Below are 13,995 nucleotides of genomic sequence, written 5' to 3' on the forward strand. Positions count from 1 at the left end.
CTTTCAAGACTAGTTTATAGCATGTTTTGTATCGTAAATATTCGCAATTACAGGTTATTTAAGGTAATGCTAGTATAAAAAAGGAGCAAGTATGAAAACAACACTAATAACAACATTAACTTCAATAACGCTGGCATTAATAACAAATGGGGCTTTTGCTCAACAGCATAAAATTATTTATGCGGGCAGTTTACTTGCATCCGAAGATCAAAAAGTAAAAACAGAGCAAACGTTAGTCATCACAGATAATACAATAACAGCCATTAAAAACGGCTACCTCACAAAAGCAGAACTTAACCTACCTGATGCCGATATTATCAATCTTAAAAATCAATTTGTAATGCCTGGTCTTATTGATATGCATGTTCACGTAACGTTTGAGCGAGATGCTAAAGCAAACCCTCACCGCTGGGCAACAGAATATGACGCCGATTATGCTTTGCGCTCAATTAAATATTTACAACGTACGCTCGATGCGGGTTTTACATCAGTGCGAGATTTAGGTAGCGATCACAAAGTTATATTTCCGCTAAAACGTGCTATTGAGCGAAATGATATTAACGGCCCTCGCATTTTTGCAGCGGGTAATACAATATCGCCTACCGGCGGACACGCAGATATGCACGGATATCGAAAAGATATTACAGATGCGGTTACAGGCGGGATTGGTATTTGTAATGGCGCGGATGATTGTAGCCGTGCGGTACGCGAGGTAATTAAAAGTGGTGCTGATGTAATTAAAATTACTGCCACGGGTGGAGTACTAAGTAATACTGCTGCTGGGGTTAACCAACAACTTACAGATGCAGAGCTGATTGCAATTGTTGATACGGCTCACCACTTAGGACGTAAAGTTACAGCCCATGCACACGGTACACAAGGTATAAAAGCGGCCTTAAAAGCCGGTGTAGATTCTATTGAGCATGGCTCTTATTTAGATAAAGAGGCAATAAAGTTATTTAAAAAAACGGGGGCTTATTTAGTACCGACGCTTTTAGCGGGGGCAACGGTAAGTGAAGAGGTGCTTACAAACCCAAATATGCCACCGGCAATAGCCGACAAAGTGCGTGAAGTGACTCCAAAAATGCAGGCTTCGTTTAAACTTGCACTGAAAAACAAGGTTAATATAGCTTTTGGAACAGACTCTGGGGTGTCGCGTCATGGGCTCAATGCTAACGAGTTTAGTTTAATGGTAAACAATGGTATGAGCGAAGCCCAAGCTATTAAATCAGCAACCATACATGCAGCTAAACTGCTGGGGCAAAGCGCACTCATTGGCGACTTGAGTGTTGGTAAACAAGCAGATATTATCAGTGTGAATGGCTCACCGCTTAAAAATATCGACGTACTTAAAAACGTACAATTTGTTATGAAAGCCGGGCAAGTTTATAAACAATAGGGAAGGTTATGAGCAGCAAAATAAAAGTGTCGTTATTTAATCATTTGATTGACGCTGAGCGCCAGTTACTAGACCCAGAAGTTCGCCAATCTGAGCGCGCATTAGACGCTTTACTCGATGATGAATTTATCGAAATTGCTGCCAATGGCATTACATTTAATAAATACCAAGTACTTACCCGCTTACCTACCGAGGTTGTGCCACAGTTTTATAATCAGCATTTTAAGGGCCGAATGCTAAGCGATGATGTAGTGCAACTTAGTTACCAAGCTGCTTTTAGGCGCTCTGCTCGCGCTGAGTTTAATTATTCATTGCGTATGTCGCTTTGGCGTAAAAGTAATGAACAATGGAAAATGGTGTTTCACCAAGGAACGCCTTGTGCGCCGTTTTCAATTTCGATGGATGATGATTAAAAATCATATAACCGTTAAAATAACCTTATTAAACATTTGATTGGGCAATAACCTGTTGTTAATGCGTACCGACCCCACCATTAGTCGATTATTAATGCTGCGAAGCGGCGCTATTGCCGTGCAATTAATTGCGGTACTTAGCGTTTATTTTTTACTAGAACATCAAATTGCATTACTGCCTCTACTTATTGTTATTGCCGTTGAGGCTGTGTTTCAGCTTATTAGCCTATTTGCTTATCGTAATGTAAGCCGTGCTAAACCTTTGGGTATGTTGATGCAGTTAACTGCAGACGTATTATTTTTAACGGTTTTACTATCGCTAAGCGGCGGTGCAACTAATGCGTTTGTTTCGCTGTTATTGCTCCCAATAATGATCGCTGCTGTTACGCTGCGAGAAAAAGGATTAGCTTATATTGCGGTATTAGCCATTGCCGCATACAGTTTGCTACTTATAAAGATGCCCGATCACAGTATGCATCAAATGAATATGAGTGGTCATTTTATTGGCATGTGGGTTAATTTTGTTTTAAGTGCCAGCGTAATCGCACTTGTTATTGGCGCAATGAGCAGGGCACTTAAAGAGCGAGAGCGAATTATTGCAAACGTGCGTGAAAAACAATTGCGTAATGAACAGCTTGTTACCCTTGATGGGGCTGCTGCACAAATCACCCATCAACTAGCGACCCCAATTGCAAATTTACAGCTATTGTTTGAAGAGTTATTAGAAGACCAGCCAAATAACCCTATTGTTAAGCACATGCAAGCGCCGCTTACTCAGTGTAGTACGCAACTTAACGACTTTAGAAAACTCTCAGAGCAATTACGCCTTAAAAATTCGCAAGAGCATACCACCGTAAAGCAACTGCAAACGCAAATTACAGATACGCTTTTACTGCAATACCCTGATCAGCACATTAAATGGATAACGCCACCTATTGCGGCAACGCTATTGAGTGATGCGATGTTATTGCCTGCTATTTTAAATTTATTGCAAAATGCCGCGCTCGCTAATCAAAAACAAGGCCAAACTCAATTAGAGCTGAGTTGGCAGCAAGATAACTTACATAGTGAATGCGTTTACTTGTTAATTCGCGATTTTGGCCGTGGCTTTTCATCATCGCAATTAGCAGAGCTTGGCGGGCAACTTATGCCAAGCGATCAAGGAATGGGGCTTGCTGTGCTTTTGTCAAACGTTACTTTTGAGCGTTTAAATGGCTCACTTACCTTGTTTAACCATGCAGATGGCGGCGCTGTCGCCAAAGTTAAACTCGCTATTGTAAACATTGAGAATAACGCCTCATGAAGTTACTTATAATTGAAGACGACATTAATTTAGCCAGCACACTGGCAAGGCGCTTAGCTAAACAAAGCTTTGCCTGCGAGGTGGTGCATAACCAAAGTGATGCGTTACTTGCTGCGCGTAAATTATTGCCCGACTTTGTTTTATTAGACATGAAACTAGGCGACGATAACGGACTTACACTCATAAAGCCGCTGCGTAGTTTGCTCCCCCAAGCTCATATTGTTTTACTAACTGGGTTTGCAAGTATTGCAACCGCAGTAGAGGCAATGCGGTTAGGTGCAAACGATTACCTTACTAAGCCGGTTGATATGGCAACATTATTAAAAGCGCTTAACACCGAGCCTGTGGCATTGGCATCGAATGTTATTGATGATGCGGTTATGTCGCCGGAGCGCTTAGAGTGGGAGCATATTCAACAAGTACTGCACAGCAATAATGGCAATGTGTCGGTTACCGCGCGGCAACTTAATATGCATAGGCGTACTTTGCAGCGCAAGTTACAAAAAAAGCCGGTGCAACAGTAATTTAGTACTTATTTTAAGGAAAGTGTTATGAGCGATGATGCAGCAGCACTCATGCAAAATCAAAAAATTATATTATTTGATGCGCAATGTAAGCTGTGCAGCGCGTGGTGTAATTTTATTATTGCTCACGATAAAAATACTATTTTTAAATTATGCCGCGTGCAATCTCCAAAAGGGGAATTGCTGTTAACGCATTTTGGTTTTTCAACAACTGAATATGCCTCAATGGTGCTTGTTGAAAATGGTAAAGTATTTACACAAAGCCATGCTTTTTTTAATGTTGTTAAGCAGCTAGGTTACCCATACAAGCTAGCAAACGTATTTAGTATTTTGCCAAATAGTTTTAATAATTGGTTATACGATAGGGTTGCTTTAAACCGCTATACCTTATTTGGAAAATATCAGTATTGCAGAATTCCCAACCCAGATAATGCTAAACATTATTTATAAATTAGGCGTTAATACACTGCAGTATAAGTAGATGCTAGGTTTATAGGGTTGTGTTAAAATCGCCGCGTTTAATTTTAGCTAACGGTATAAAAGGCTTTTTTCATGGCAAACACAGCACATGCACTTCACATTTTGGTAAAGCACAAAGAGATTGCAGAAGATATTATTAAGCAATTAGGTAAAGGTGCAAAGTTTCAGACCTTAGCTAAAAAATACTCATCATGCCCATCGGGTAAAAAAGGCGGTGACTTAGGTGAATTTAGACGCGGACAAATGGTTCCACAGTTTGACAAAATTGCATTTAAAGGCGCAATTTTAGAACCCCACCTAGTTAAAACAAAATTTGGCTGGCATGTAATTAAAGTACTTTATCGTACTTAGTTTATTTTTAAGTAAGAAGTAATCTTCGCTATATAGAAGAAGGCTGCAATGTGCAGCCTTTTTTAGTTAGTTAGTTATTATTTAGCCAAATTAAAATCTATAGTCATTTCTAAGTCTTTATCAACTACCGCAATAGCATTAACTACTTTAGGTGCGTAACGCCATTTAGAAAGAGAGCGAATCGCTGCTTTATCAAAAATTTTCACAGGCTCAGCTTTAATCACTTTAATATTAACTGGCTTACCAGATGTATCTACATCAAAAGACATTGTCACACTACCTTCAATTTTTTCACGGACACTTTTAATTGGATACTCCGGAGGACTGGGCATTATCAGTGTAGCGTTAGGGCTATCAGGTAGATGTGTTGTCGAACAAGCGGTTAAAAGAAACAGTGACGTCAATGTTGTAATTATATATTTCATTATAAATCCCTTTGTAGGTATTATTATCGATTTGTTAGAGGTCGTTTCTATAATGACACCAAAAGAGATTCAAGGTAAATAATAAATTTGTCTTTTTTGAACTGATGAATATACAAGAAAGGCTGCAATGTGCAGCCTTTCTTAATTTTAAACTTTATTTGTGTATTAAGCGTCTTGCTTAGCTTCTTCTTCACTAATTTGTTTTAGTGCTTGAATGAACGAGTCGCTTGGTTGTCCGCCAGTAAGTGCATACTTATCGTTTATGATAAACGTAGGTACTGACGTAATACCCATCTGTTTAAAGTTGTCTTGCTCTTGGCGTACGTCTTGTACGTATTTGTCTGAATGTAGAATACCGCGTGCAGTTTCTTTATCAAGACCTACTTTTTCAACAACGTCGAGCAACGCTTCTTCTTGATTTAAGTATTTTAAATCTGTGAAGTGCGCTTCAAAAAAGGCGAGTTTTAGCTTCGTTTGCTTACCTTCTTCACGTGCCCACATTAATAAACGATGCAAATCAAAGCTGTTGATCATGATACGTTTGCCATCAAAATTAAAGGTAAACCCAGCACGCTGACCGGCTTCGAACATGTTTTTACGATTTTCGTCGCCTTGCTCTTCACTTAAGTTGTACTTTTGCATTAAGTGTTCGTTTAAGTCTTGACCTTCAATTGGCATATCTGGGTTTAGTTCAAAAGGATGCCACGTAATATCTGCGCTCATTTCGTCTTTGAGTTTCTCTAGTGCAGTTTCTAGGTTTTTATAACCCACTACACACCAAGGGCACATTACGTCTGAAACGATATCAATTTTAAAGTTTTTCATATTTATCCTTTTGAGGATTGCTTTGGTATAACAGGGGATATTGGGATGAACTGCACTTTATCAATACCAAACTAAAAAGAGCAGCTAAGCAGCTGCTCTTGAAGGTATTCAGTTTTAAGCGTTAAGGCCAAATGGGTCGTCAATACTATAACTTGGTTGTGTAAACCAATGAGGGCCGTTGTCGGTCATGTAAAAATGATCTTCTAAACGCACGCCAAATTCATCGGGTATAACTAACATTGGCTCGTTACTAAAGCACATGCCTGGGGCAAGTAGGGTTTTATCACCGCCAACTAAGTATGGCCATTCGTGAATATCTAGCCCAATACCGTGACCAGTTCGGTGTGGGCAACCCGGTGTTTGGTACTGCGGGCCTAGCCCTTGCGCTGCTAAATAGTTACGTGCGCCCGCGTCAACGTCTTCGCACGTAGCACCAATTTTAGCTGCATTAAACGCGGCCATTTGCGCTGCTTTTTCATGATCCCAAAACATCCGTTGGCGCATTGTTGGTTCGCCAAATACATAGGTACGGGTTATATCTGATAAGTAATCGTGTACTTTACAGCCAGTATCAATTAGTACCATATCGCCTTTTTTAAGTATTTGGGCATCTTTAACACCGTGCGGGAAAGACGTTGCAACACCAAATAAAACAATACAAAAATAGTTACCTGGTGCACCTACTTTTTGGTGTGCTTGCTTAATAAAAGCTTCTACTTCGGTGGTGGTTATTCCCTCATAAAGCATGCTTGCTGTGGCTTGATGTACGGCTAAGGTCATGTCCATCGCGCGTTGCATTAAGCTAAGTTCATGAACTGATTTATGCATACGGCAATGCGCCGTTACAGGTTGTGCATTTATGAGGGTTAAACCCATTTGTGCTTTATTAATGCCGTCGAATATAAAAAATTGTGCGCTTTCATCAATGCCAATAGTTGCGTTTTCATTAATATTTAACTTTTTTAATACTTCGACAAAAAGTGCATAAGGATTTTCGTGCTCTTGCCACCCATGAATAGGCCCATCTATTACTTTAAACCCGTTTAGTGAACCAATTTCGAAATAAGGCGCAATGTACTGTACTTCACCAAGGGCGGGTAATATCGCGCCAACCATACGTTCGCTCGCGTACCATTTCATGCCTGTAAAGTAGGTAAGGTTGGTGCCAGCGTTTAAATAAATTGCATCTATGTTGTTTGCTAGCATATACGCTTGAGCCTTGGCTATGCGCTCTAAATGTTCGTCAGCTGCGATAGGGGTCAGCGTTTGCGTCATGTTACTTAGGCTTGCCAGCGCTTGCTCGCTTGATTGTGTACCAATACCGATGGTGGTCATATTTTTCTCCTTGGATTTTTAGCTAGTGTGATTAATACCAAGGTAAAATTCAATGTTATGCGATAAGAGGCTATTAGTTTATAGCCTCTTAAAATGGCATATTATTTTTTAGCGTAAGGTAAACGCGTGAGTTTATTACTTGTGTGGTAGCTATCAAGCCCGGTTACTGCCACCGTTTCAATAGCCTGTAAATCTAAAAAGCCATCACTTTGAAGTGCTACTTCATCTAAATACACATCAGTGATTTCACCGATTACAAGCTCTGTGCCATTGATGGCTAAATGTTGGTTTTCTACAAATTTAACCGAGTACTTTAAGCGGCTTTCTTTAACAAAAGGCGCTGCAAAGTCATTTAAATATTCGGGCGTTAAACCTGTCGCTGTAAATTCCGACTCGCCTTTATTGTAGCGGGCTGATGTTTGATGAGCTTGCTTATAAATAGCCTTATTAACCTGGTTAATGGTGTAACTACCAGTTTCGATTATGTTTTCGAACGTATGGCGAGGCACGCTATTTGGGCGCATTATCATCCCAACTAGCGGCGGGTGAGCACCTAAATGAATAACTGAGCTAACAATGGCGAGATTAGTATTGCCTTGTTTGTCTTGCGTGCCAATTAAGTTGGCGCTTTTAAAACCCGAAAGCGAATTAATTAAATGAGTACGGGTATGTTTTTCAAGTGCGTTTATGCGTTCTTTAGTAAAATGCATTAAAGGTCCTTACCACGGTATGGTTTCGCCTTGCCAATCTAAGTAGGCAGGCTCACCATTGAGTTCTAAATGAGGGTTATTAAAAGTAAGTGTAAAAAGCTGCTTGGCTACAAATTCAGCTGTAAAGAGTTTTCCAGCGGGTACGTTTTTTTGAAATGGCTTTGAAAGCGCAGTATCAGTAGTCCCTGGGTGAAATAAAACGAGCTTGGTATCTTTAGCTCTGCGTGCAAGTTCAATCGCTGCGGTTTTAAATAGCATGTTAAGCGCAGCCTTAGAGGCGCGATACGTATACCAACCGCCTAATTTATTGTCGTTGATGCTGCCCACACGCGCACTGAGTGCTGTAATAGTGCACTGCGTTTTGTGTGTTAAAAGAGGCAAAATACTCTGCAAACAAAGTAGGGGAGTTAGGGTGTTTGAATTTAGAAGTTGGCTAAAATACTCAGCGTCTAAATCCTCTAGCTTTTTTTCAGGCATATGGGTTTCGTTGTGCAGTGTACCATTGAATATAATAACTTGTTGTATATCGGCATTTTGCTCTTTCAGGTAATTAGTAACAAGCGCTAAACTTTGTTTTGTATAGTCAGTATGCAGGTGGACAACACTAGAGTCAGATTCAATACTTTTTGAACTAATACAAACTATCTGATGAGTAGGCGTATTTATTTGTAAATGTTCTATATATGCATTTGCTATGGCACTGCTTGCGCCGAATAAAACAATGGTTTTCATTTATCACCTTTTGCTTTTAGTCCACATTGGCCGTTACTGCACTGAGTATTTGGCATTAAAAAGCGACTGATGGGGTGCCTATATTTAGCAAATAACAGGTATCCGCAGTCAGCGAAAAAGCGAATTATTGGCAAGCGAAAAATTTTCAACCAGCTGTGTTTACCCACTATTTTCCATGCTTCGTACGTTACATCAAGCCCGTAAATCATTTCACCTGATTGCTTTTGGGCTTGCAGGTAGTTCATTGCTTTGTCTTTATCAATATACGAGTAGCGTTCACTAAAGTCGCTCGCGTTAAGATCTTCAAGCGTAATTAGATTTTTAGAGTCTGCGTGTTTTAGTTGCTGCATTTCGGTGCTGCAAAGAGGACAGTTTCCGTCGTAAAAAATGATCATGTAATTGCTTTGTGATTATTTTATATATACTTTTTTACGACAAGACATTGCAAATGGATCTATTAAATATCTCTTCATGATGATATTAATAGTGTCCTACGAAACAAAGGAGAATGAGAAATGAGTGAACAATATGCCGCCTTGCGAGGTAATGTAAATTTACTTGGGCAATTACTAGGACAAACTATTAAGGATGCTCAAGGCCAAGCTATTTTAGATAAAGTAGAAGAAATTCGGGCTTTATCTAAATCATCTCGCAGTGGTAATGAAGACGACAGACAAGCGCTAATAGACGTTTTACATGCGCTTAGTGATGAAGAGCTTTTGCCGGTTGCCCGTTCATTTAATCATTTTTTAAACCTTGCTAATGTAGCAGAACAATTTCATACCGTTTCGCGTTTTAATGACGTTGGCCTTGGTCAACAAAACCCTCTCACTCAAACATTAAAAACGTTAGTTACAAAAGCAGAACAAGGCCAGCTAGATAGTAATCATTTGGCCGAAACACTCTCAAAACTCCACATAAACTTAGTATTAACCGCCCACCCAACCGAGGTGACGCGCCGTACTATTATTAACAAACATGTTGAACTAAGTGATTGCTTAGCGTCGCTTGAGCGAAAAGATAACTTACCGCTAGAGCGAGATGCTATTTTAAATCGTATTGAACAGCTTATTAGCCAGGCTTGGCATACCGACGACATTCGTCGCTCTCGCCCAACGCCAGTTGATGAAGCTAAATGGGGTTATGCGGTAATCGAAAACAGTCTTTGGCACGCTGTTCCGCGCTTTTTACGTGAATTTTCAGCCAATGTTAAAGAGCAATTAAGTTTAGAGCTACCAAAAGATTACAGCCCGATTGAGTTCACATCTTGGATGGGTGGAGACCGTGATGGAAATCCATTTGTAACATCGCAGGTTACAGCAGAGGTGCTTGACCACGGTCGTTGGATGGCGCTTAACTTATATATTCAAGATTTAAAAACGTTATGCGCTGAACTCTCTATGTCAGACGCCAGTGATGAGCTTATTGAGTTGGCAGGTCAAGACTTTGAACCATACAGAGCGGTGATCAAAAAGCTTAAAAACCAAGTTGCAGAGACCGTGGCTCACCTGGGCGCTAAAATTAAAAATAAGCGTAGCGATTCACAAGATTTAATTACTGATATTAATCAGCTTAAGCACCCTGTAGAGGTCTGCTACCGCTCGTTATTAAAATGTAATATGAAAGTAGTTGCTGATGGCTTATTGCTTGATTTACTGTACCGTATTAATAGCTTTGGCTTGCGTTTAGCTAAACTCGATGTGCGCCAAGACTCGTCTCGTCACAGCGATGTTTTTTCTGAGCTGACTCGTTATTTAGGTTTAGGCGACTACAATCAATGGCAAGAGCAAGATAAACAAGCTTTTTTACTTACTGAGCTTAACTCTCGCAGACCGCTTATTCCAAAACATTGGCAACCAAGCCCTGATGTTCAAGAAGTGCTAGACACCTTTGACGTTATTGCTAAGCAAGACGAACAAACATTTGGCTTGTATATTATTTCGATGGCGCGAACGGCATCAGACATTTTAGCAGTACAATTATTGCTAAAAGAAAGCGGCTGTAGCTTTGATTTACCAGTAGCACCGTTATTTGAAACACTCGATGATTTAAACGCAGGCAGTGATGTAATTACTACATTACTTGATAATGTTTGGTATCGCGGGCACATTAAAAACACCCAAAATGTAATGATTGGTTACTCTGATTCTGCTAAAGATGCCGGCATGATGGCAGCAGGTTGGGCGCAGTACGAAGCTATGGATAAATTAGTGCAGCTTGCTGATGAGCGTGGTATTGAACTTATTTTATTCCACGGACGTGGTGGCACAGTAGGGCGTGGTGGGGCACCTGCTGCACAAGCGCTGCATTCACAACCGCCAGGTTCGTTAAAAGGTGGTTTGCGTGTAACCGAGCAAGGCGAGATGATTCGCTTTAAATTTGGTTTACCTGATGTAGCACTGCAAAGCTTAAATATTTACGCAGGTGCAGTACTACAAAGTAACTTATTACCGCCGCCGGAACCAAAACCGCAGTGGCGCGAAGTAATGAAGCTAATAAGTGAGGAGTCGTGTGAACACTACCGTAATGTAGTTCGCCACGATGAAAACTTTGTACCTTACTTTAGAATGGCAACGCCTGAGCTTGAGCTGTCTAAGTTGCCGCTTGGATCGCGTCCTGCAAAACGTAATCCTAATGGTGGTGTTGAAAGCCTGCGTGCTATTCCATGGATTTTTGCGTGGAGCCAAAACCGTTTAATGCTTCCTGCATGGTTAGGTGCGTTAACTGGCTTAAAAGCTGCGCTTAATAAGTACGGCGCAGAAACCCTAAACGAAATGAGCCTACAGTGGCCATTCTTTAGATCGCGCCTAGAAATGTTAGAAATGGTATTTAGTAAAGCCGATTGCTGGTTGAGTGAGCATTACGATAATGCGCTGGTGGAAGATATGTACAAACCATTGGGTGCAACACTTCGTAAAGAGCTTCAAGAAGCCATTAGCTTGGTGCAATCACTTAGCCCACAAAAAAGCCTACTCGCCGAACAACCTTGGATTAAGGAGTCGATTAGTTTACGTAACCCGTACACCGATCCACTTAACCTATTACAGGTTGAGCTTTTACGCCGTGCTCGCTCAGAGGAAAAACGAAACGAAGGTGACATTGATAATGCGTTAATGATCACGATGACAGGTATAGCTGCAGGTATGCGTAATACCGGCTAACACTTTATTTTGTTAGGTATACCTATTGGTATTAAAAGGGAGCACGCGATGTGCTCCCTTTTTTTGCGTTAAATAGGCTGGTATTTAACACCCTAACCTTTTAAACTACTTAGCCATTGAATAATTAAAAAATATTATGGCTTCAGCAACTTTTACTGTACAGCAAGATACAGCACTTACAAATTCGCACTTCACATTAAGCGTAGCGCAAACAGCGTCATTACGTAGTCAATTAAAATCACAACGTGGCATATTAAATTCTAATAATATTAAACAGTTATGTGCACAGCTAAATGTGTCTAATGATGTATTACTACAAGGTTTAGTACCTTTAGCTTCTGAGTATGCCGTTGCGCCAGTGTCAGATTTTCATGTAGGCGCAATTGTTAAAGCACTTGATGAAAAGGGTGAGGTAAACTTTTACTTTGGTGCAAATGTAGAGTTTGATCATCAAGCATTGAGTTTAGTGGTTCATGCAGAGCAATCGGCTATAAATAACGCATGGTTAAACGGCGCTAAAAAAATAGTTAAAATTGCTATTAGCGATGCGCCTTGTGGGTATTGTCGCCAGTTTATGAACGAACTAGCTGATGCGAAAGAGTTTGATATTTTACTTCCTGATCAGCAATTTAAACTTGCTGAATTACTGCCGCATTCATTTGGACCTACCGATTTAGGTAACGAATTTAGCTTATTTAACCCAAAACCACAGCAAGGTAATTTTAGCTTTGATGGCCTTGATGAAACCCTTGCGCGTTTTGCACTTAATGCTTACGTGCCTTACAGCCAAAACTTTAGCGCCGTAAAAATAAGTACATTTAGTGATGGTGACTTTTACGGAAGTTACGCCGAAAATGCAGCTTACAGTCCAAGTTTATCGCCACTACAAAGTGCACTAAGTCAGTTCTTTTTAGCTGGGCTTAGCTTTAACGAAAGTACGGTGAAGGGAATAACATTGCTCGAAACAGCGGGTCGTGAAAACCAGTCGCAAGTGGCAAAAGCTGTACTTGCCAGTTTTACGCATTTACCTGCACTTAAAGTAATTAGCGCACCACTTAAATAGTGGCTTGCATACAATAAAGCACAGCCAGAGCTGTGCTTTATTAAAGCGAGTCATTCTATCGAATTAACTCACTGACTGCTATAACCTGTATTAATCAAGTAATACTTTAGCTGCTTCTAATACTACTGCTACAGATTTACGCTCAATTTCACCGTGGTCTACATTTGGTATTTCTTGGCGAGTACGGTTAACAAGTACGCCTGCTACACATGCTGCTTGTAATCCAAGGGCTGCACACATAGTAAATAATGTTGCCGATTCCATTTCGTAGTTCATCACGCCCAATTTTTGCCACTCTTCGCAGCTACCTTGTAGTGATTTAGGAACGTAACCAGAGTGCGTATCGTAACGCTCTTGCCCTGGGTAGAATGTATCGCTTGATGCAGTAATACCAATATGAAAATCGATATTTAGGTTTTTACATGCTTGTACCATAGCTTGTGTTGCATAAAAGTCAGATACAGCAGGGTAGCTAAGTGGTGCAAAATGTTGGCTAGCTCCATCTAAACGTACAGACGCTTGGCTAATTAAAATTTCGCCTTCGTTAATGTGTGGCTGAATTGCACCGGTTGTACCAATACGTAAAAATTTACGCACGCCAAGTTGTGCTAATTCTTCTACTGCAATCGACGTAGATGGACCACCAATACCTGTAGAACATATAACCACAGAGTGGCCGTTTAATTGACCTAAATAAACATGAAACTCGCGAGTTTGAGCAAGGCAGGTTGGGTTGTCTAGGAATTGTGAAATACGTGCTGCACGATCTGGATCGCCTGGTACAATCGCAAGTTTTGCACCTTTAAGATCGTCAATACATAGTCCTAAGTGAAATACCTTTTCCATAGCTAAGCCTTTTATAATAATTTGTTGTCAATCTAGCATGATTGCTAGAAACGTTTATCAAGTACAGGACGATTGTCCGTTTTGTCTTAACTCTTCCAATAAAGCCTTAATAATTTTAAGGGCTAATTTGATTTATTCACCAACTATGAATATTCACTCAAGTACTTATATACGTAGCCTTGTTGCGCTGTTGACATGTTCAAGCAGACATAATAAGTATCACTCAAGCGCGTAACTACAATTAAAGTGATGATTACAAAGCTTTGCTAATATCAAACAAATTCAATGATTTAAGTTTGTAGTGAACACGTAATAGCTAACGTGTTTACTTATATTAAGCACTGACTTATTTAGCGAAGTGGCATTTATTTGAAGTTTAGGCACTTTTAGTAATTTTGCATAACTAATCAAAACTAATTAGCTACGTA

The 13,995-nt window shown here is 40.2% G+C and carries 15 protein-coding genes; 8 read left to right on the plus strand and 7 right to left on the minus strand.

Annotation, left to right across the window (positions count from 1 at the left end; translation table 11 throughout):
- Positions 1-91 precede the first annotated feature (91 nt).
- The 6 genes from AC5NT5_RS18885 to AC5NT5_RS18910 all read left to right on the plus strand — a co-directional run bounded on the left by AC5NT5_RS18885 (position 92) and on the right by AC5NT5_RS18910 (position 4,470).
- The gene (locus tag AC5NT5_RS18885) at positions 92-1,399 is read left to right on the plus strand and encodes a metal-dependent hydrolase family protein (protein ID WP_494513789.1); all 1,308 of its coding nucleotides are present in this window, start codon (positions 92-94) and stop codon (positions 1,397-1,399) included.
- Between the two features lie 8 nt (positions 1,400-1,407).
- Complete coding sequence (locus tag AC5NT5_RS18890) at positions 1,408-1,812, plus strand: nuclear transport factor 2 family protein (RefSeq protein WP_188161083.1); 405 nt, start codon at positions 1,408-1,410, stop codon at positions 1,810-1,812.
- Between the two features lie 61 nt (positions 1,813-1,873).
- Positions 1,874-3,115 carry an ATP-binding protein gene (locus AC5NT5_RS18895; RefSeq protein WP_494513790.1) on the plus strand — a complete coding sequence of 414 codons (1,242 nt, stop codon included), beginning with the start codon at positions 1,874-1,876 and terminating at the stop codon, positions 3,113-3,115.
- The gene (locus tag AC5NT5_RS18900; RefSeq protein ID WP_494513791.1) at positions 3,112-3,639 is read left to right on the plus strand and encodes a response regulator transcription factor; all 528 of its coding nucleotides are present in this window, start codon (positions 3,112-3,114) and stop codon (positions 3,637-3,639) included. Before AC5NT5_RS18895 ends, AC5NT5_RS18900 begins: the two co-directional genes overlap by 4 nt.
- Before the next feature lie 27 nt (positions 3,640-3,666).
- Positions 3,667-4,089, plus strand: a complete 423-nt coding sequence (locus AC5NT5_RS18905; protein WP_494513792.1) for a thiol-disulfide oxidoreductase DCC family protein — start codon at positions 3,667-3,669, stop codon at positions 4,087-4,089.
- A gap of 102 nt (positions 4,090-4,191) precedes the next feature.
- Positions 4,192-4,470 carry a peptidylprolyl isomerase gene (locus tag AC5NT5_RS18910; protein WP_002959014.1) on the plus strand — a complete coding sequence of 93 codons (279 nt, stop codon included), beginning with the start codon at positions 4,192-4,194 and terminating at the stop codon, positions 4,468-4,470.
- Between the two features lie 77 nt (positions 4,471-4,547).
- Here the strand turns inward: AC5NT5_RS18910 and AC5NT5_RS18915 are convergent, their stop codons facing one another.
- From AC5NT5_RS18915 to AC5NT5_RS18940, 6 genes are all read right to left on the minus strand, one after another.
- A complete protein-coding gene (locus AC5NT5_RS18915; protein WP_494513793.1) occupies positions 4,548-4,895 on the minus strand; it encodes an energy transducer TonB in 348 nt (115 codons plus the stop codon).
- A 165-nt stretch (positions 4,896-5,060) separates the two neighbouring features.
- Positions 5,061-5,720 carry a DsbA family oxidoreductase gene (locus tag AC5NT5_RS18920; RefSeq protein WP_494513794.1) on the minus strand — a complete coding sequence of 220 codons (660 nt, stop codon included), beginning with the start codon at positions 5,718-5,720 and terminating at the stop codon, positions 5,061-5,063.
- Positions 5,721-5,834: 114 nt separating this feature from the next.
- Positions 5,835-7,055 carry a M24 family metallopeptidase gene (locus tag AC5NT5_RS18925; RefSeq protein ID WP_138490371.1) on the minus strand — a complete coding sequence of 407 codons (1,221 nt, stop codon included), beginning with the start codon at positions 7,053-7,055 and terminating at the stop codon, positions 5,835-5,837.
- Positions 7,056-7,156: 101 nt separating this feature from the next.
- Positions 7,157-7,765 (minus strand): flavin reductase family protein, encoded by a 609-nt coding sequence (locus AC5NT5_RS18930; RefSeq protein ID WP_494513795.1) that lies wholly within the window; start codon positions 7,763-7,765, stop codon positions 7,157-7,159.
- A 9-nt stretch (positions 7,766-7,774) separates the two neighbouring features.
- Positions 7,775-8,497: an SDR family NAD(P)-dependent oxidoreductase gene (locus AC5NT5_RS18935; RefSeq protein ID WP_494513796.1), complete on the minus strand. Its 723-nt coding sequence runs from the start codon at positions 8,495-8,497 to the stop codon at positions 7,775-7,777.
- Positions 8,494-8,892 carry a thiol-disulfide oxidoreductase DCC family protein gene (locus AC5NT5_RS18940; RefSeq protein WP_024594554.1) on the minus strand — a complete coding sequence of 133 codons (399 nt, stop codon included), beginning with the start codon at positions 8,890-8,892 and terminating at the stop codon, positions 8,494-8,496. Before AC5NT5_RS18940 ends, AC5NT5_RS18935 begins: the two co-directional genes overlap by 4 nt.
- Positions 8,893-9,012: 120 nt before the next feature.
- Here AC5NT5_RS18940 and ppc point away from each other — a divergent pair, with 120 nt between their 5' ends.
- Positions 9,013-11,658 carry a phosphoenolpyruvate carboxylase gene (gene ppc, locus AC5NT5_RS18945; protein WP_494513797.1) on the plus strand — a complete coding sequence of 882 codons (2,646 nt, stop codon included), beginning with the start codon at positions 9,013-9,015 and terminating at the stop codon, positions 11,656-11,658.
- A gap of 136 nt (positions 11,659-11,794) precedes the next feature.
- Positions 11,795-12,721 carry a cytidine deaminase gene (gene cdd, locus AC5NT5_RS18950; RefSeq protein WP_494513798.1) on the plus strand — a complete coding sequence of 309 codons (927 nt, stop codon included), beginning with the start codon at positions 11,795-11,797 and terminating at the stop codon, positions 12,719-12,721.
- 90 nt (positions 12,722-12,811) lie between these two features.
- Here the strand turns inward: cdd and udp are convergent, their stop codons facing one another.
- Positions 12,812-13,567, minus strand: a complete 756-nt coding sequence (gene udp, locus AC5NT5_RS18955; RefSeq protein WP_007375563.1) for a uridine phosphorylase — start codon at positions 13,565-13,567, stop codon at positions 12,812-12,814.
- Positions 13,568-13,995: the final 428 nt, after the last annotated feature.

Source organism: Pseudoalteromonas sp. J2K-J599 (assembly GCF_059295115.2).